The organism is Aquipuribacter aurantiacus, assembly GCF_051216895.1.
Classification (GTDB): Bacteria; Actinomycetota; Actinomycetes; order Actinomycetales; family JBBAYJ01; genus Aquipuribacter.
Map to the genome: position 1 here is coordinate 137,901 of NZ_JBPKAO010000010.1, position 18,138 is coordinate 156,038.

Consider the following 18,138-nt stretch of genomic DNA (forward strand, 5'->3'; position numbering starts at 1 on the left):
GCGGCTCGAGCTCCCGCGTGGACCCCTCCGGAACCGCGTCCCGTTGCGGAACGCGAACCATCGGCCGACGACTGACGGGCGACAGCTCGGGCGGCCAGGTCGAGCCGACACACCCAAGCCTGACTGGGCTCCGCCTGCAGCGTGTGTGACGGCACTCGACCGGCATCGGGGGAGACAGCAGCAGGCCTTCGAGCGTGCAGGACTTGCGTGGATCACCGACGCGTTCGTGTTTGCCACTGCGACCGGCACCGCCCCGGACGCAGCGGACGTTCGTCGTGGGTTCCGCGTAGTGGTGGAGAAGGCCGGCCTAGATCCCGGAGCGTGGACCCCGCGCGAACTACGTCACAGCTTCGTCTCGCTGCTGTCCGACGGCGGGATGACCATCGAGCAGGTCGCCGAACTGCTGGGCCGCCGGGGGAGCCGGGTGACCGAGGCGGTCTAACGCCATCAACTGCGACCGGTGATCCTGGAGAGGGCCGTGGCGATGGACACGATGCTCCAATGTCCAGACCCGTAGTTACCCACCCCCCGAATCGAGGGGGCCGTCGGAGGTGATCATGCCTCTGACCTGTGTGGGCGATCCTGGGATCGAACCAGTGACCTCTTCCGTGTCAGGGAGATTTTGTGGCCGCGGCCTCAGGGCCCAACGCGGCCTGACCTGCGCAGATAGTCCACGGGCGTCCACCCCCGAACGTCGGAATCCGGCCCGGTAGTCACCCTGTTAGTCACACTGTCGTGGCCCGGGACCCGGCCGCAGTGGACCCGTCGACGTTCCCGAAACGCAGTTTAGGAAACCGACAGGGGGTGTGCGAGCGGCTGCGCGCGTGATCCTCCCTCGCAGGTCAGAGGGCGAATCTTGTGCAGACCCGTGCGTCGGGGCGTGGGCAGGTGCGGGTGCATCTGGCACGTATCTGGCTGAGAAGACCAACAGACTTCCACGAGGGACGGTTGCTATCGAAGGGCCGCGCCCACGACCCACGAGAAGCCCACGACCCAGGACCCACGACGCGGGAGCTGGGGTCAGCGTGGTCGGTGATCGGCGGGATTGATCGTGTTCTCGATGTGGGCCAGCTCGTCCGCACCGAGCGGCGGCGCGTTCAAGGCAGCCACGCTGTCGTCCAGCTGGCTGACGCTGCTTGCCCCGACCACGGCGGAGGTGATGCGCTCGTCGCGCAGGACCCAGGTCAGTGCGAGCTGCGCCAGGCTCTGCCCCCGGCTGGCCGCGATGTCGTTCAGCGCTTGTGCCCGGGTGAGGTACTGCGCGTCTATGCGTGCAGTGTCCAGCGCCCCGGCTGCCGCACGAGAGCCAGCGGGGACATCGCCTGTGAGGTAGCGGTCGGTGAGGAGTCCTTGCGCCAGGGGCGAGAAGACGACCGAGCCGATTCCCAGGTCGCCCACGACATCGAGGAGGCTTTCGCTTGCGGTGGCTGTGCCGACTTCGGGCAACTCGACGTGCCGGTTGAGCATCGAGTACGACGGCTGGTGCACCAGCAGCGGGGTCCCGAGCTCGGCAAGCACCCGCGCGGCCTCGCGGGTCTGAGAGGGGCTGTAGTTCGAGATGCCGACGTACAAGGCGCGGCCGCTAACGGCCGCGGTGTGAAGGGCACCCATCGTCTCTTCGATCGGGACGGAGGGGTCAGGCCGGTGGGAGTAGAAGATGTCCACGTAGTCCAGTCCGGTCCGACGGAGGGACTGGTCGAGGGAGGCCAGCAGGTACTTGCGGGATCCGCCGTCCCCGTACGGGCCGGGCCACATCCCGTACCCCGCCTTGGAGCTGATGATGAGCTCGTCGCGGTACGCGTGGAGGTCTTGCCCGAGCACCCGTCCGAAGGTCTCCTCCGCTGACCCGGGGGGAGGGCCGTAGTTGTTCGCGAGGTCGATGTGGGTGATCCCGAGGTCGAAGGCCCGCAGCAGGATGGCCCGCTGGGTTTCGAACGGCCTGCCGTGATCGAAGTTCTGCCACAGGCCGAGGGAGAGCGCAGGAAGATCGAGTCCGCTCCGGCCGCACCGGCGGTAGCGCATGGTGGCGTAGCGGTCCCCATGGACGTGATGCGTGGGTGACATTCGGTGCTCCTCGGCGGGCTATCGGTCGACGGTCGGGGCGCGTTTCGTTCAGTCGAGCCCACGCATCGAGCGGTAGTGCGACCGCACGACCTCAGCGCCCTGCTTGCCGTACATGCAGTAGTCGTCGTTGGTCGCCGCCTGCTCAACGGGGTAGAGGTGGGCCGGCCAGTCCCACAGCATGAACCCGCCCACCCAGGACCGACCCGCCCCCGCGGTGAGCATCTCGTCGAGGTAGCTCGCCTGGGCCGCCTCGCTCGGTGCGCCATGGAGCGACCAGTCGTTGGGTCGTGCCGGTGACCCCTCGCGGCTGGGGCAGCCCGCCTCGATGAAGAGGAACGGCTTGCCGTGGGCCTGGACCACGGTCTCGATGCGATCCAGCTGGGCCTGCCACTCACCCGTGGGGTAGTAACCCGAGGAGCTGATGACGTCGACCGCGTCCCACCAGGTCAGTCGGTCCTCCTGATACTTGTCGGCGTTGTAGGTGATGGGCCCGGAGTACACCTCGCGCACCGCGGCGATCAGCCTGCGCCAGTGCCTTTCCTGGGCGTCTGCACGCACCATCTCGCAACCGATGCAGAACAGGTCGGCCTCGAGCTCCTGCGCCAGCCGCGCATGGTGCACCACGTACTCCTGGTATGCGGCGAACCACTGTGCCCAGGTGGGTTCCCCTGGCACGTCCTGGTCGAAGAAGCCGATGTGCGCCCGCCACGTGCCGTCCGCGCAGTTCACGACCGGCTTCAGGCACACCTTGAGGCCCTGCTCGCGGCAACGGCCGACCGCGTGCCGGATCTCGTCGTCGGTGACGGTGGAGTTCTTCCAGTCGATGTGGGTCGACTGGGCCGTGTCCTGCAGCGCCGCCCAGGCGACGGTGGCCCAGTTGACGTCCAGGGCGGCCATCTCGCGGATCGAGGCGCCCGCCTCGGAGGTGGTCCAGGTCCCTCGCGTGCCGACCCACCCCCAAGTCATCCCGCAGACGGGCTCGTCCCAACCAGTGGGAGACGGTGCATCGGAGCTACGCATGGCTACCTCTCAGGCGTGACGACGTTGTCGTTGAGCGTGTGGAACCTAGCCTGATGACAGCGATGACATCAACTGGCATCTGCTCGCGCAGCGCTTCTCGCCGACTGGGGGTGTCGCGCTCGGCGACCCCGCGAGCCCTGCGAAGTCTTGACCGATGCCTGTTCCGAGGCTTAGCGTCGCGATCGCCCAGTCCCTGTGCAGTGACCCTTTGTCACCGGGGGCAGCCCACTCAACCGTTGCAGAGACGCAACGAAAGGCGGAACAAATGACAACGCTGTCACCAAACAGAGGGTTGGCGGGCCTGTGCGCCCTGGCCCTCGCGGTCGCCGGCCTGACCGCCGCAGCCGCACCAGAGGCCGCCACCGTTCAGGCACCGCCGGAGATCGGCCAGGCGGACCGCTTCGAACACTTCCTGACCAGGGAGGGCAACCGGGTCATGGACGGTGAGGAGGAGTTCCGGTTCCTGTCCGTCGCCACGCCGACCCTGGGCCTGGTCGAGGACAACTACCCGTTCGAGGACTCCGACGACTTCGAGTGGCGTTGGCCCGACACGTTCGAGATCGACGACCACCTGGAGACGATCCAGCGGATGGGTGGGCAGGCGACCCGGATCTACGACATCTCGGTCCTGCACCCGGACGACGACCCGGACCTGCCGCGCCACGTCACCGGTGTGCCGCGCCACCCCGACGGCAGCCTGAACCCGGATGCGTTCAGCGAGGAGGGCTTTCGCGTCCTCGACCAGGTCCTGGCGTCGGCCGCGGAGCATGACGTGCGGATCTTCATCCCGATCACCAACCAGTACCAGTGGCACGGAGGGCTGGCGGCGCTGTCGGCCAACCGCGGTATCGACCCGGGCCCGTCGCAGGTCAACTTCTACAACTCGGAGGTGCTGCGCGAGGATTACAAGGCCATCGTCGACTACATCACGGACCGGACGAACACGATCACGGGAGTCAAGTACAAGGACGATCCGACCATCGCCGCGTGGGTGTTCGGCAACGAGATCGCCAACGCTACGAACCCCTGGCTGACCGAGATGGCGGCCCACGTCAAGGACCGGGCGCCCAACCACCTGACGATGCAGCACGACTACAACCAGGCGCGGCTGGACTACATCCTGGCCGAGCCCAACATCGACATCGTGGCGACCAGCGTGTACGACAACTACACCGGCAACTCACCCGCCGGGGTCCGGCAGCGCGCCCAGCGCATCACCCCGGTCAAGCCGTACATCGCGTTCGAGTTCGGCTTCGCGGAGACCGAGGACATCGAGGAGATCACCGACATCCTCATCGAGGAGGGCGCGGTGGGCGGCCAGCTCTGGGGCCTGCGACCGCACAACCGTGACGGCGGCTTCTACTGGCACGGCGACGAGTTCGGCGGCAGCTACCGCGTCCGCTCGTACCACTTCCCGGGCTTCGACACGGGTGAGCGATACGACGAGCGGACCGTGATGAGCCTCATGCAGGCCAAGGCCTACGAGATCCGCGGACTGCCTGTCCCGCCGACCGAGGCTCCCGGTCGACCGACCGTGCTGCCTGTCGAGCACGTGAGCGAGCTGTACTGGCAGGGTTCGGCCGGCGCCGAGTCCTACGTCCTCGAGCGGGCGACGTCACCCGACGGCCCCTGGACCGTGCTGGTGGACGGCGTGACCGACGATGTCGCGCACACGCCGATCTGGAACGACACGACCGCCGAGCTGCACGAGACGTACTGGTACCGGGTCACCGCGCAGAATGAGGGTGGACGTTCGGAGCCGTCGCAGCCGTGGGGTCCGATCACGGTCGACAGCCTGGCGCTCACCGACGACCTGGTCGATTTCGCTCAGGCGTCGGAGGTGACCGACGGGCTCGTCATCGACGACGGCAACAACCGCCCGCTGATCGAGCGACTCAGCCGGGCGGTCCGCGCTCCCGGCGCGCCGCCCCAGGAGCCGATCGTCCTGGACTTCGAGGACGGCTCCACCGCCGGGTGGAACCTGCCGTCGTGGATGGCGCAGAACGACCTGACCAGCAGCCTGCGCGTCGTGGACGCCGCGGCGCTGGGCGGCACCGACAGCCTCGCGATCCCGGTCTCCTTCGCCGCGGGTGGCGGTGGTCAGGCCGGCCCTGAGCACCGGTTCACCGACGCGCCCGTGGACATCCTTGGTCGCGACACCGTCACCATGCGCGTGCACGCGCCCGTCGCGGGCCTGCGCGCCAACCTGGTCTTCAACGGCCCGTGGAACCCCGGCGCCGAGCGGACCCTCGCGGTCGGCTGGAACGACCTGACCTTCGACATCGGGGAGGGCAGCACGGACTTCGCGAGCATCCCGGACGCGTCCAGCACCTGGCTGGTCCGCATCGCGTCTGCCGGTCTGGCCGAGCCGTTCCGGGGTGACGTCCTGGTCGACGACGTCGAGTGGACGTCGTCCACCTACGTCGAGCCCGAGCCGGGGGAGCAGGCACCGCGCGAGCACATCACCTACAGCGTCGAGGGCAACCCGCAGCAGCTCAGCCTCTACACGTTCTTCGAGGCCGAGGTCGAGCACTTCGAGGTGTCGACGTCCACGGACGGCGTGACCTTCGAGCCCGTCGAGGTCCAGAGCACGCAGTTCGGTACCGACGACGAGACGTACGGCTACTGGCTTCGCGTGCTCTACGAGGACGAGGACATGGCCGCCGACGTGCGGCACGTCCGGGTGGGCTTCCCCACGATCACCCCGGAACGGACCGGCCAGCTGGACCGGGTCGAGCTGGAGTACGTGCCGGTCAGCATGACGTCGCTGGACGAGCTCGTCGACTACTACGCCGGCACCGGTGAGCTGGACGGGACGCTCGCAGCCCAGCTCGACCGGTTGCTGGGCGCGGCCCAGTCCCAGCTGGACGCCGGGCGCACCCGGCAGGCGCAGCAGCAGCTGGACCGGTTCGAGACGTTGGTCACGGGCCCGGCGCAGGTGACGCGGGGGCGGGTCACCGCCGAGGCGCGCGACCTGCTCGTCGCCGACCTGACGACGGTCGGTGAGGACCTGACGACCGGCTGACGGCGAGACCGCGTCGGACGACGGGCCGGGCCCCTCGGGGGTGCCCGGCCCGTCGTGCGCCGCGGGCCTGCGGTGCTTGTCAGAGGTCGACCTCGAGCCAGGTGCTCCGCGCGTCGGCGTGAAGGGTCCCGTGCCATCCCGCCGGGAGGACGACGACCCCGCCGGCGGTCAAGGCTGCGGGCAGGTCGTCGAGCTCGATCCGGCCCGCGACCACCACGACGACGCGCGCGACCGGCCGGACCGGGACGTCCACCGGGCCGGCCGTTTCCGTGGTCCGGCGGCTGATCCGGTAGTGGTCGGTGTCCACCAGCAGGCCGTCGCCGTCCTGGCTGGGGGGTGGGTCGACGTTGACCGCCCACTCCGCCCGCACGCAGAGCATGGCCTCCTGCCGGTGCAACGGCCGAGGCTCCCGCCCGTGCTCCACCGCCCAGTCGTAGATGCGGTAGGTGGTGTCGGACGGGGTCTGCGGCTCGGCGACCACGACGCCGGCCCCCAGGGCGTGAATGAGTCCGGCGGGGACGTGGTGGACGTCGCCGACCCTGGCGGGTACCCGCCGTAGCAGGGGCACCATGCCGGGCGTGCCGAACGCCCGGTCGACGTCGTCCGGTCGTACCCCCTGGGCGACGCCGAGGAAGAGCTCGGCACCGGGGGCGGCGGCTACGACCACCCACGACTCGGTCTTGAGCCGGGCGCCGGGCAACCGGTCGAGGACACGTTGCGAGGGGTGCACCTGCACCGACAGGTCCTCGCGGGCGTCCAGGTGCTTGAGCAGCAGGGGGAACCTGCCGGCGGGTGTCGGTGCGGTCGTGCCCAGGAGCTCGGCCCGGTGGGTGCGGACGAGGTCGGCCAGGGTGCGTCCCGCGTGCGGCCCGTGGCCGACTCGGCTGACAGGGTCGGGGACCGACGTCGTGGCCGCGTCCAGGTCGGCCACGTCCCAGGACTCGCCGACGGGTACGTCGCCGACGGGCAGGTCGCGGCCGAGGTCGGCCAGCCGGCGTCCGCCCCAGGGTTTGGGCACGAGGCGAGGGACGAGTGCGAGGGGGCCGAGGGCAGGTGTCATGGCGAACGAGGCTCCTGTCGGTCATGGGGGAGTGGTGCGTCGGGTGTGGAACACGGCTCGCCCCCGCCCAGACGGTGTCCAGGCGGGGGCGAGGGTCGTGGGTCTAGGAGCGGTCGCGGCTCAGCGCAGCACCACCTGGTCGATGAGGTGGGTACCCGAGTTCAGGAACACGTTCATCTGCCGGACGTCGGCGAAGTCCTCGACAGGGCACGACATGTCGGTGGCCAGGTCGATGGTCCGCGTCGTGCTCGTGCCTGCCGGGTAGTACTGGAACGTCGACTGGCACCAGCGGAAGTCGTCCCCGACCTGCAGGGAGACCGCGACCGAGGACCCGGTGCCGCCGACGAGCAGGTCCAGGCTGAGCGACTGCCGCTGCGAGGCGTCGACCGGCGCGGCGAAGGGACCGCCGACCCAGCCGTTGCTGCCCTCGGGCAGCGTCACCTGCAGCGACCGGGTCCCGTCCGTGGACCAGGTGTCGGTCGTGGTCGTGGTCATGCCCGCCGACCCCCAGCCCTGGGTGCCGTCCTCGAAGGAGAAGAGCGTCACCGGCGCATCCGGCGCGGGGCGGACCCGGACGGTGATTTCGGCCGGGTCGCTGAGGCGGCCCGAGCGGTCGGCGACGGTGTAGGACGCCCGCGCGAATCCGGCGAAGCCGTCGGCCGGGACGAAGTCCACGACACCCGCTCGACCGATCGTGAACCGCCCGCCGTCCACCGCGACGGTGGTCTGGCGACCGGGCGCGGTCGGGTCGAGGTCGATCGTCCCCGGGACGAGCCGGACGAGGTAGGAGATGTCGTTGGCGAGGACGTCGACCGCGGTCGGTACGCCGAAGTCGGTCTGGACGAAGTCCACGTCGGCGACCGGAGCGAAGACGGGGCGGTTGGTCCGGACCCGCTGGGCGTTGTTGCTGATGGTCGTGCAGATCGCGCTCGGGCAGTAGACGGTGAAGCCGTCGTAGTCCGGGTAGGGCGTGCCGTCCTCGAGGTCGCTGGACAGGATCCAGTAGAGCGTCCCGTCCACCCCGCTGCGGTAGGCGGTGTCGAGCCAGGACTGGTAGACGACGTTGCGGTGGACACCGGCCTCGGGGTCCGGCTCGACGCCGAACTCGCCCAGCACGACAGGCTTGCGGACCTGCTTGCCCAGCTCGCCGTGCGCCGCGATCCACTCGTCGCCCCAGTCCGCCTCGTAGCCCCAGGCCTCCGGGTACAGGTGCAGGCTGATGACGTCGATGCCGGGCAGCCGCGCGATGGCCTCACCGTCGACGCCGTTGGTGCAGGCGTAGCCCTCACCGATGTCGGGCCGCGAGGGGTCGCAGAACCAGCCCTCGTCACCCAGACCGAGCAGGTGGGTGTCGTCGATCGACTTCACGTGCCGGCTCATCTCGTCCGTCCACTCCGTGATGACGTCGACGTTCTCGGGGTCGCAGGCCCCGGGGCTGGACGGCAGGGCGCTGCCGCGGCACCGGGGCTCGTTGCCGAGCTCCCACATCAGGACCGTCGGGTCGTCCTTGTAAGCGACGCCGGTGTAGACGTTCTCGCGGTTGAGCAGGTAGGTGATCCAGTCCTTATACCAGCCCTTGATGACCGGGTCGGTGTAGAAGTCGTCGTGGTACCAGACGCGGTCGGAGTCGTCGGCCAGGTCGCGCCAGCGGACGTACTGATCGATGCCGCCGAAGTCGGCCCAGTTGCCCACGAACGGCAGGACGACACGGATACCGCGCTCGCCGGCCTCGGCGACCGCGTAGTCCAGCTGGGACAGGCCGAACTCGCCCTCGTTGTAGCGGGGCTCGCCGGCCTCCTCGTCCCAGGCCTGGAACCAGGTCGGGCCGTTGCCGTTGCCGTGGATGGAGCTGGTGCGGCCCGGCTCGTCCGGGTCCTGCACCAGGAAGTAGGCCCACATCCGCATGGCGTCGAACCCCGCCGCCTGCGCGTCGTCGAGCACGTTGGTCACGTTGACCTGGTTGCCCTGCCCGTCCGCGCCGTACATAAGGTAGTAGTTGTTGGTCCCCGCGAACGTGTAGGGGCGTCCGTCCAGGGTGAGCCGGTCGCCCTGCGCCTGCACGAACCCCTCGACGGGGCCCTGCACCGGCTCCGCGGCGGGCTGCACCGCAGGCCCTCGTGAGGCTGGGGCGGCCTCCCTGGCGGCGCTGGCCGTGGCCGGCAGGCCCAGCAGCCCCACCGACACGGCTGCGGCGACCAGCACCCGCAGCGCGGCCTGTCCTCGTCCGTTCCGATCCGTCATCGTCGACCCTTCGTCGCGCCGGGCCACACCGCCCGGTCGGACCCGTTCTACCTTCGCTCTGACCGTCATGTCAACGATGTCATTCGTGGGTCCAGACCTACGAATGCCGTCTGACGTTGTCTTACGAGGGATCTACCAGTCGTCTCGTACGCGCAATGACATCGTGTGCACGCGAAGGCCCTCTAGTCAGGAGACCGGTTCAGCCCGGTCGAGCGCGTCGAGGTGGGCGTAGAGCCCGCCGGCGGCCAGGAGCTCTCCGTGGCTGCCCTGTTCGGCCACCTGGCCGGCGCGCAGCACGACGATGCGGTCCGCGCTGCGCACGGTCGACAACCGGTGGGCCACGACCAACGTCGTCCGGCCAGCCATCAAGCGTTGCAGGGCCTCCTGCACCGCGGCCTCGGACTCTCGGTCCAGCGCGGACGTGGCCTCGTCCAGGACGAGGACCCTCGGGTCGCGGGCCAAGGCACGGGCGATGGTGAGGCGCTGGCGCTGTCCGCCCGACAGTCGGGCGCCGCGCTGCCCGACCCACGCATCGGGCCCGCCCATCTCGGTGACGAAGTCCCAGGCGTTGGCGTCCTTCAGGGCCTGCGCGACCGAGGACTCGTCGAGGTCCAGGCCGTGCGCCACGTTGTCGCGCACGGTGCCCTCGAACAGCAGTGCCTCCTGCGGCACGACCGCCAGGTGGCGGCGGTAGGAGCGCAGGTCCAGCGTGGTCAGGTCCTGACCGTCGACCAGCACCGCGCCGTGCTGCGGGTGCAGGAAGCCGACCACGAGGTTGAGGACCGTCGACTTGCCGGACCCCGACGGTCCCACCAGCGCTACGGTCTCCCCGGCGGCGACGTCCAGGTCGAGGCCGTCGAGGGCGAGGTCCTCCGAGTCGTCGTAGCGAAGACGCACCCCGCGCAGACGGATCCGGCCCTCGACACGATCCACGACGGCCTTCCCCTCGTTCCGCTCGACGTCCGCCTCGCCCAGCACTTCAGCCATCGACCGCACCGACTCCAAGCCCTTGGAGAACTGCGGGGCCAGGTTCATCAGCATCGTGACGGACCCGGTGAGAGCGACGAAGTAGGTCGACAGCAGGACCACGTCACCGGCGCTCACCGGGATGGCGCCCGTGCGGGCCGCCCATGCCGCGGTCACGAGGCAGGCCACGCTCAGCAGCTGGAACAGCACCCAGGCCACCGCGTTGAACCGTCCGTTGAGCACGTCGAGGCGGACGCCCTCACGGCGCACGTGCGCCAGGGAGCCGTCGATGCGCTCCAGGGCCCGGCTTTCCAGGGCGTGGGCGCGGGTCACCGGGATCAGGTGGGTCATCTCGCTGACGGCGGCCGACAGCTGCTCGACCTCGTGGCGGAACGCCGCGTTGCGAGTGGTCATGCGCCGCTTCATCGCCTGCACCAGCAGCGCCGCAGCCGGCACGGCCACGAGGAACACCGGCAGGAACTCCGGGACGCGCCACGCCGTCAGGGCGATCGCACCTGCCAACGTCGTCACGGCAGCCAACCCGGAGTCCAGCACCTGCCGCGTGGCGTCCACCACTGTCTCCACGTCGCGCACGACCTTGGCCTGCAGCACCCCGGCGCTCATGCGCCGGTGGTAGCCGATCGACAGCTGCTGGAGCCGGTGGCACAGACCAGCACGCAGGTCGGTCTCCACCGTACGCACGGCAGTGCTCGACCACTTGGCATACACCGAGGTCAAAGGCACGTTCTGAACGATCAGCACCGTCATGACGGCGGCGTTCAACCACAGCACCGACAGCGGCTGCTCCTCCACGACCATGTCGATGACGTTGGCGGTCAGCAGGGGCATCACCCAGACCGGAGAGTGCTTGAGAGCGAAGGCCCCCGCGGCAACCAGCAGACGCCACCGCTGCGCCCGGAACAGCCGGAGCGCGCTGCGCAGCGGCCGGTCCCGTTCGATCCGAGGCAGAGCCCGGTCCATCGTTGTCATCCGGCCATCCTTGCCCACGTCGACCGCAAGAGAGCAACTGCGGGTGCTCTCGACGGCCCCGGGGGGTGACTGGCGGGGCGCCCGGTGCTGCCTTGGTCGCCCCGGTGCCGCCCGGTGCCGCCCGGTGCCGCGTGGGTCAGTCCGGCGGGGGCTGCTCGCCCGAGCCGCGGGGGACCAACCGGGTGGGGAGCACCAGCTGCTCCACGGGAGCGTCGAGGTCGTCCTGGCGGGTGAGGGCGAGCAGGGCGGCCTCGCGGCCCATCTCCTCCGGCTCGTGGGCCACGACCGTGATGCCGAGGGCGTCGGCGAGGTCGAAGTCGTCGAAGCCGATCAGAGCTGGAGGGGCGTCCAGGCCTCGCCAGGCGCGCAGGACGCCGGTGCTCGCACGGTTGTTGCCCGCCAGGACGGCGGTCGGCGGCTCGTCCAGGTCGAGGAGCTCGCGTGCCGCCTTCTCCGCCGACCCGGAGTCGGGCGCGTCGGTGCGCTCGTACTCCGTGACGACGTCGATACCTGCCGAGGCCAGGGCGGACCGGTAGCCCGCCAGCCGTTGGCCGTGGGTGTAGAGGGTGGGAGAACTGCCGATGAACGCTATTCGGCGGTGCCCGACCGCCAGCAGCGACCTGACCGCCTCGCGGGCGCCGTCCTGGTTGGCGAACACCACGCTGTCCGCGGTGAGGTTGGAGGCGGGGCGGTCGACGGTCACGACCGGGGTGCCTAGCTGACGTTCGCCCTCCAGGTACCCCTGGTCTGTGGCGATCGGCACGAGGATGAGGCTGCGGACCCGCCGCTCGAGCATGGCCTGCACGACCGCGGCTTCACGGCCGGGGTCGTCGTCGGTGGCGGCCAGCACCATGGTGAGGCCGTGCTCGGCCAGGGTGCGCTCGATGCCGGCGGCCACACGCGAGTAGAACGGGTTCGTCAGGTCTCCGATGACGAAGGCCACGGTCGTGGAGACCCCGCCCCGGCGGAGGTCGCGAGCCAGGTGGTTGGGGCGGAAGCGCAGCCGGCGCGCAGCCTGCATGACGTGGTCCCGGGTCTCCGGGCGGACGTTCGTCTCCCCGGACACGACCCGCGAGACCGTCTTCACGCTTACCCCGGCCAACCGGGCGACGTCCGCCAGGGTCGCACGCGGGATCGCTGCGCGGGGACCATCTGGCGTCACGACCTAAATGGTAGCAGCGGGCCCCCTGTCGGCCGTTGTCCGACGATGCCACGACGGGCGGGCGCCGGCCCAGCGCCGCAGGTAACGAAGCCGCAACATCAATGACGGCGTTGTCATCCACGATTGACGGCCGGTCCGTGGCGTGCGTATGGTCGCGCCTCACCACGGTCGGACAGTGCGCCAGAGACGGCGCGGTGCCACCGGAACCGACAATGTCAACGTCGTCATTGAGGAGAAGCGCGATGAGAGCGCACCGCACCCCCTGGTTGGTCATCACGACCGCCGCCGTCCTCACCCTCGCCGCCTGCGGCGGTTCGTCCTCCGCCGACGACGAGGCCACCGGTGCCGTCGGCGCCGGTGGTGAGGCCGCCGAGGACGTCAGTGGTGACATCACCGTCCTGACGAACCGCACCGACCTGGTCGACACCACCTTCGCGGAGTACAAGGAGACCTTCGAGGGCCTCTACCCCGAGGTCACCGTGAACTTCGAGGCGATCACGGACTACGAGGGTGAGGTCCGGATCCGGATGAACACCTCCGACTACGGCGACGTCCTGCTGATCCCGAACTCCATCACCGCCGACCAGCTCCCCAGCTTCTTCTCGCCCCTCGGTTCGGTGGAGGAGCTGGGTGAGGAGTACCGCTACGTCAACGAGCAGGCCTACGAGGGCGAGGTGTACGGCCTCGCCATCGTCGGCAACGCCCAGGGCATGGTCTACAACAAGGCCGTCTGGGAGGAGGCCGGCATCACCGAGCCCCCCGCCACGCCGGAGGAGTTCCAGAGCGCGCTGCAGGCCATCGCCGACAGCACCGACGCCGTCCCGCTCTACACGAACTACGCCGACGGCTGGCCGTTGACCCAGATCGAGAACAACCGCGGCGCCATCTCGGCGAACCCCGACGCCGTCAACGAGCTCGTGCAGTCCGACGCGCCCTGGGCCGAGGGCGAGGAGCACTACATCATGGACTCGCTGATCTTCGACGCGGTCGAGGCCGGCCTCACGGAGGACGACCCGACGACGACGGAGTGGGAGCTGTCCAAGGAGCTCCTGGCCACCGGCCAGGTGGCCACCATGGTGCTCGGTTCGTGGTCGGTCGTGCAGATGCAGGAGCTGGCCGACGACCCGGACAACATCGGCTTCATGCCCTTCCCGAACCAGGTCGACGGCACGTTCTACTCCGCCTCGGCGGGCGACTACAAGAACGCCGTCAACGTCAACTCCGAGAATCAGGAGGCCGCACGGGCCTGGGTCGACTGGTTCGCCAACGAGTCCGGCTACGCCGAGGACCAGGGCGGCCTGACGCCGCGTCTGGACGGGCCCAACCCCGAGACGTTGGCCGACTTCGAGGAGCTCGGCGTCGAGCTGCTCGAGATCAACCCCGCGCCGGCCGGTGAGGAGGGCCTGGTCCAGAACATCGACGCCGCCGCCGAGATCGGTCTGTTCGAGCCGATCTACCGTCAGCGTCTGGTCGACGCCGCCCGGGGCGCGTCCGACGAGACCAAGGAGCAGATCTTCGAGGACCTGAACACCCGCTGGGCCGAGGCCCGCGCCGCCGTCACCGCCGAGTGACACAGCGACGGGGGGCGCGGGGACACCCCCGTGCCCCCCGTCATCACCGGTCGACGGCCCACTGGAGGTCCTCATGACAACTCAGCCCGGCGCCCCCACCGGCGTCGCCCCCGTGATCGCCGCGAAGGGGCGGGTCCGCACCGAACGTGCACGTCCCCGCATCAACGCCGCACTGGTGCCGTGGCTGTTCCTGGCCGTGCCGTTGGCGTTCCTGCTGGTGTTCACGTACTACCCGGTCGGCAACATGTTCTGGTACTCCGTCACCGACTGGGACGGCCTGGACCCGGTCAAGACGTTCGTCGGGTTCGACAACTACGTGTCGATCACCACCCGCCCGGAACTGTTCGGCGTGTTCGTGGTCAGCCTGTACTACCTGGCCGCCTCGGTGCTGCAGATCCTGCTCGCGCTGTACTTCGCGACGGTGCTGAGCTTCAACGTCCGGTTCCGCAACCTGTTCAAGGGAATCCTGTTCTTCCCCTACCTGATCAACGGGGTCGCGATCGGCTTCATCTTCCTGTACTTCTTCCGACCCGGCGGCACCCTCGACGCGCTGCTCGTGGCCTTCGGCGCCGAGGCCGCCACGCAGCAGTGGCTCGGCAACCCCGACATCATCAACTTCTCCCTGGCCGGGACGTCCGTCTGGCGCTACATGGGCCTCAACTTCGTGCTGTTCCTCGGCGCGATCCAATCGATCCCGGCCCAGCTGTACGAGGCGGCCGAGATCGACGGCGCCAGCCGCTGGCAGCAGTTCCGCCACATCATCGCCCCCGGCATCAAGCCGGTCATCAGCCTCACGGTGATCCTGGCCATCAGCGGGTCGCTGGCCGTCTTCGAGATCCCGTACATCATGACCGGTGGCGCCAACGGCAGCACCACCTTCGTCATCCAGACCATCGACACCGCGTTCAAGTTCCGCAACGTCGGGCTCGCTTCCGCCATGGCCGTCGTCCTGCTGCTGATCGTGCTGGCCGTCACCTGGGTGCAACGACGCCTGGTCCCGGACGAGAAGGTGAACCTGACATGACGACGACCCCCACCCGAGGGACCGCCGCCGGCACCGGGGGACCCTCCGACGCCCGGACCGAGCTGTTCACCACGCCCCTGGAGGGCCTGAGCCGGCGCCCGGTGACAACGACCACACGGGTGCTGCGCGTCCTCGGCACCGTCGGCAAGTACGTCTCGCTGGTGCTCGGGTGCCTGGTGGCGCTCGTGCCGCTCGTCGTCATCTTCATGACGTCGTTCAAGACGCCGGAGGAGTACCGCGCCACCGGCCCGCTGGACCCCCCCGACAGCTTCCTCAACGTCGACAACTACGTCAGTGCGTTCGTCGGTGGGGCCATGCTCACCGGCTTCGTCAACACGGCGGTCATCCTCGCCTTCTCCCTGGTGGGGACCGTGGTCATCGGGGCGATGGCCGCCTACGCGCTGGACCGGTTCCACTTCCGGGGTCGCTGGTTGGTGGTGGCCCTGTTCCTGTTCGCCACGCTCGTCCCGGCCGTCACCACGCAGGTCGCGACCTTCCAGGTCATCAGCGGCCTGGGTCTGTTCAACACCCGTTGGTCGGTCATCGCCCTGTTCCTGGGCACCGACATCATCTCCATCTACATCTTCATGCAGTTCCTGCGCGGGGTGCCCAAAGAGCTCGACGAGGCCGCCGCGCTGGACGGTGCCAACGTGTGGACCATCTTCTGGCGCATCATCTTCCCGTTGCTCAAGCCGGCCATCGCCACGGTCGTCATCATCAAGGGCATCGCCATCTACAACGAGTTCTATCTGCCCTTCCTCTACATGCCGAGCCGCGACCTAGGGGTCATCTCCACGTCGCTGTTCCGGTTCCAAGGACCGTTCAGCGCGCAGTGGGAAGTCATCTCCGCTGGCGTGGTGATCGTGATCCTCCCCGCGCTGGTCACGTTCCTGTTCCTGCAGCGCTACATCTACAACGGCTTCACCTCGGGAGCGACCAAGTGAGCAGCCCACGACCCGTGGCCGCAGGCATCGAAGCGGGCGGCACCAAGTTCGTCTGCGCCATCGGCACCGGACCGGACGACGTCGTCGACTCCGTCGTCGTCCCCACCACCACACCGCGGGAGACCCTCGCCCGCGTCCGCGCGTTCTTCGACGCCCCGCGTCCGGACGTCCGGGTCCAGCGGGCCGGTATCGCCTCGTTCGGGCCGCTCGACCTGCGCCCCACGTCCCCCACCTACGGGCGCATCACGACGACTCCCAAGCCGGGCTGGGCCGGCACGGACCTCCTAGGGTCTGTCCGCTCCTGGTTCGAGGTACCCACGCGCCTGGACACCGACGTCAACGGCGCCGCCTACGGAGAGCACTGCTGGGGCGCGGCCCGCGACGTCGACTCCAGCGCCTACCTCACGGTCGGTACCGGGGTCGGCGGGGGAGCGGTCGTCCACGGCCGAGTCCTCGGGGGGCAGCTGCACCCGGAGATGGGCCACCTTCACGTCACGCGGCACCCGGACGACCACTTCGCTGGCTCGTGCCCCTTCCACGGCGACTGCATCGAAGGACTGGTGTCCGGTCCGGCCATCCGCGCCCGCACGGGACGAGCGGCCCACGACCTCGGCGACCAGGTCCACAACGTCGTGACCCTGCAGGCCTGGTACCTCGCCCAGCTCGTCACCACCGTCGCCCTCGTCGTCGCCCCCGAGCGCGTCGTCATCGGGGGCGGTGTCCTGGGACTGCCCGGCCTGCTGCCGGCGATCCGGCGAGGCGTCCTGGACCGGCTCGACGGCGCCCTGGACGGCACCCCCGTCGCCGAGGACATTGACGCCTACCTCGTCGCACCCCAGTTGGGATCGATGTCGGGTGTACTCGGCGCCATCGCCATGACCCGACCGGACGCCCCCGCACCGAGCCCCCGCACCGACGCGTCCCCTGGCGGCTTCACCGCCGCCTACGACGGCGTCCCCGCGATGCTCAACGGAGCTCTGGGCCGCGTCGACCACCGGCTCGGCTGAGCCCCCGCACACCACCCCATCCCGGGCCTTTCGGCTCGGACGATCGATTTGACGAGAGGCTCCTGCATGTCTGTCACCACCCGGTCCCTGCACGATGGCTGGACCCTGCGCCCCGCCGACGGCCCGGTCCCCGACCACATCCGCGACGCCAGCCCTGTGCCTGCGTCCGTGCCGGGTGTCGTCCACACCGACCTGGTGGCTGCCGGGCTGATCCCGGACCCCTACTTGGATGACAACGAGGCGCTGCTGGCCTGGGTCGGGCTGACCGACTGGGTGTACGAGACCTCGTTCGACTGGACCGCTGGGGCGGGTGACCGGCGTTCGATGGTGTGGCACGGCCTGGACACGGTCGCGACGGTGGAGCTGAACGGCGCGCTGCTGTTGGAGGCGGCGAACCAGCACCGCACCCACGTCGTGGACGTCACCGACCGGTTGGTCTCCGGGACCAACACCCTCACGGTGCGCTTTGCCAGCGCCGTCCGGTACGCCGATGCACAGTCCCTGGCGCTGGGCACCCGTCCGCACGTCAACCACCACCCGTACAACGCGGTCCGCAAGATGGCCTGCAACTTCGGTTGGGACTGGGGCCCGGACCTGGTCACGGCGGGGATCTGGAAGCCCGTCGAGCTCGTCGAGTGGTCGACCGCCCGGCTGTCGGGTGTGCGGCCGACGACGTCGCTGGCCGACGGGGGCGGCCGACTCCAGGTCGCCCTCGACCTGGAGCACGCACCCGGCGTGGACGAGGACCTGACGGTGCGGGTGTCGGTCACCGGACCCGGTGCGACCGGTTCCGGCCAGGTGCCGGTGCCGGCCGGCGCCACCACCGNGCCCGGCTGTCGGGTGTGCGGCCGACGACGTCGCTGGCCGACGGGGGCGGCCGACTCCAGGTCGCCCTCGACCTGGAGCACGCACCCGGCGTGGACGAGGACCTGACGGTGCGGGTGTCGGTCACCGGACCCGGTGCGACCGGTTCCGGCCAGGTGCCGGTGCCGGCCGGCGCCACCACCGTGAACCTGGGTCTCGACGTGCCCGACGCGCAGCCCTGGTGGCCGCGCAGCCACGGC

13 protein-coding genes are annotated in these 18,138 nt (G+C 69.7%); 7 read left to right on the forward strand and 6 right to left on the reverse strand.

Annotated elements, in window-relative coordinates:
- Positions 1-145 precede the first annotated feature (145 nt).
- Positions 146-442, forward strand: coding sequence for a tyrosine-type recombinase/integrase (locus ACR80Q_RS14090; protein WP_435378265.1), 297 nt, complete (start codon positions 146-148; stop codon positions 440-442).
- 578 nt (positions 443-1,020) lie between these two features.
- Here ACR80Q_RS14090 and ACR80Q_RS14095 read toward each other — a convergent pair.
- On the reverse strand, positions 1,021-2,064 hold the full coding sequence (locus ACR80Q_RS14095; protein WP_435378266.1) for an aldo/keto reductase: 1,044 nt from the start codon (positions 2,062-2,064) through the stop codon (positions 1,021-1,023).
- 48 nt (positions 2,065-2,112) lie between these two features.
- A complete protein-coding gene (locus ACR80Q_RS14100) occupies positions 2,113-3,030 on the reverse strand; it encodes a glycoside hydrolase family 113 (RefSeq protein ID WP_435378267.1) in 918 nt (305 codons plus the stop codon).
- 346 nt (positions 3,031-3,376) lie between these two features.
- On the opposite strand from ACR80Q_RS14100, the gene ACR80Q_RS14105 reads away from it, so the two are divergent.
- Positions 3,377-6,109, forward strand: a complete 2,733-nt coding sequence (locus tag ACR80Q_RS14105; protein ID WP_435378268.1) for an FIMAH domain-containing protein — start codon at positions 3,377-3,379, stop codon at positions 6,107-6,109.
- A 79-nt stretch (positions 6,110-6,188) separates the two neighbouring features.
- Here ACR80Q_RS14105 and ACR80Q_RS14110 read toward each other — a convergent pair whose 3' ends face one another.
- From ACR80Q_RS14110 to ACR80Q_RS14125, 4 genes are all read right to left on the reverse strand, one after another.
- Positions 6,189-7,127: a type I phosphomannose isomerase catalytic subunit gene (locus tag ACR80Q_RS14110; protein WP_435378269.1), complete on the reverse strand. Its 939-nt coding sequence runs from the start codon at positions 7,125-7,127 to the stop codon at positions 6,189-6,191.
- 162 nt (positions 7,128-7,289) lie between these two features.
- Complete coding sequence (locus ACR80Q_RS14115; protein WP_435378270.1) at positions 7,290-9,410, reverse strand: cellulase family glycosylhydrolase; 2,121 nt, start codon at positions 9,408-9,410, stop codon at positions 7,290-7,292.
- A gap of 186 nt (positions 9,411-9,596) precedes the next feature.
- On the reverse strand, positions 9,597-11,366 hold the full coding sequence (locus ACR80Q_RS14120) for an ABC transporter ATP-binding protein (protein WP_435378271.1): 1,770 nt from the start codon (positions 11,364-11,366) through the stop codon (positions 9,597-9,599).
- A gap of 136 nt (positions 11,367-11,502) precedes the next feature.
- Complete coding sequence (locus ACR80Q_RS14125; RefSeq protein WP_435378272.1) at positions 11,503-12,528, reverse strand: LacI family DNA-binding transcriptional regulator; 1,026 nt, start codon at positions 12,526-12,528, stop codon at positions 11,503-11,505.
- Positions 12,529-12,770: 242 nt separating this feature from the next.
- Here ACR80Q_RS14125 and ACR80Q_RS14130 point away from each other — a divergent pair, with 242 nt between their 5' ends.
- From ACR80Q_RS14130 to ACR80Q_RS14150, 5 genes are all read left to right on the forward strand, one after another.
- Positions 12,771-14,099, forward strand: coding sequence for an ABC transporter substrate-binding protein (locus ACR80Q_RS14130; protein WP_435378273.1), 1,329 nt, complete (start codon positions 12,771-12,773; stop codon positions 14,097-14,099).
- Positions 14,100-14,172: 73 nt separating this feature from the next.
- Positions 14,173-15,123 (forward strand): carbohydrate ABC transporter permease, encoded by a 951-nt coding sequence (locus ACR80Q_RS14135; RefSeq protein ID WP_435378274.1) that lies wholly within the window; start codon positions 14,173-14,175, stop codon positions 15,121-15,123.
- On the forward strand, positions 15,120-16,067 hold the full coding sequence (locus ACR80Q_RS14140; protein WP_435378275.1) for a carbohydrate ABC transporter permease: 948 nt from the start codon (positions 15,120-15,122) through the stop codon (positions 16,065-16,067). The genes ACR80Q_RS14135 and ACR80Q_RS14140 overlap by 4 nt, the downstream gene beginning before the upstream one ends.
- Positions 16,064-17,074, forward strand: coding sequence for an ROK family protein (locus ACR80Q_RS14145; RefSeq protein WP_435378276.1), 1,011 nt, complete (start codon positions 16,064-16,066; stop codon positions 17,072-17,074). The genes ACR80Q_RS14140 and ACR80Q_RS14145 overlap by 4 nt, the downstream gene beginning before the upstream one ends.
- A gap of 66 nt (positions 17,075-17,140) precedes the next feature.
- Positions 17,141-18,007, forward strand: coding sequence for a glycosyl hydrolase 2 galactose-binding domain-containing protein (locus ACR80Q_RS14150; RefSeq protein WP_435378277.1), 867 nt, complete (start codon positions 17,141-17,143; stop codon positions 18,005-18,007).
- The last annotated feature ends 131 nt before the right edge of the window (positions 18,008-18,138 follow it).

What these genes read in the sequence shown, in the direction of transcription:
- ACR80Q_RS14095 (WP_435378266.1), bottom strand. Translation starts at nt 2,064, where the DNA reads ATGTCACCCACGCATCACGTCCATGGGGACCGCTACGCCACCATGCGC.
- ACR80Q_RS14100 (WP_435378267.1), bottom strand. Translation starts at nt 3,030, where the DNA reads ATGACTTGGGGGTGGGTCGGCACGCGAGGGACCTGGACCACCTCCGAG.
- ACR80Q_RS14115 (WP_435378270.1), bottom strand. Translation starts at nt 9,410, where the DNA reads ATGACGGATCGGAACGGACGAGGACAGGCCGCGCTGCGGGTGCTGGTC.
- ACR80Q_RS14120 (WP_435378271.1), bottom strand. Translation starts at nt 11,366, where the DNA reads ATGACAACGATGGACCGGGCTCTGCCTCGGATCGAACGGGACCGGCCG.
- ACR80Q_RS14130 (WP_435378273.1), top strand. Translation starts at nt 12,771, where the DNA reads ATGAGAGCGCACCGCACCCCCTGGTTGGTCATCACGACCGCCGCCGTC.
- ACR80Q_RS14135 (WP_435378274.1), top strand. Translation starts at nt 14,173, where the DNA reads ATGACAACTCAGCCCGGCGCCCCCACCGGCGTCGCCCCCGTGATCGCC.
- ACR80Q_RS14140 (WP_435378275.1), top strand. Translation starts at nt 15,120, where the DNA reads ATGACGACGACCCCCACCCGAGGGACCGCCGCCGGCACCGGGGGACCC.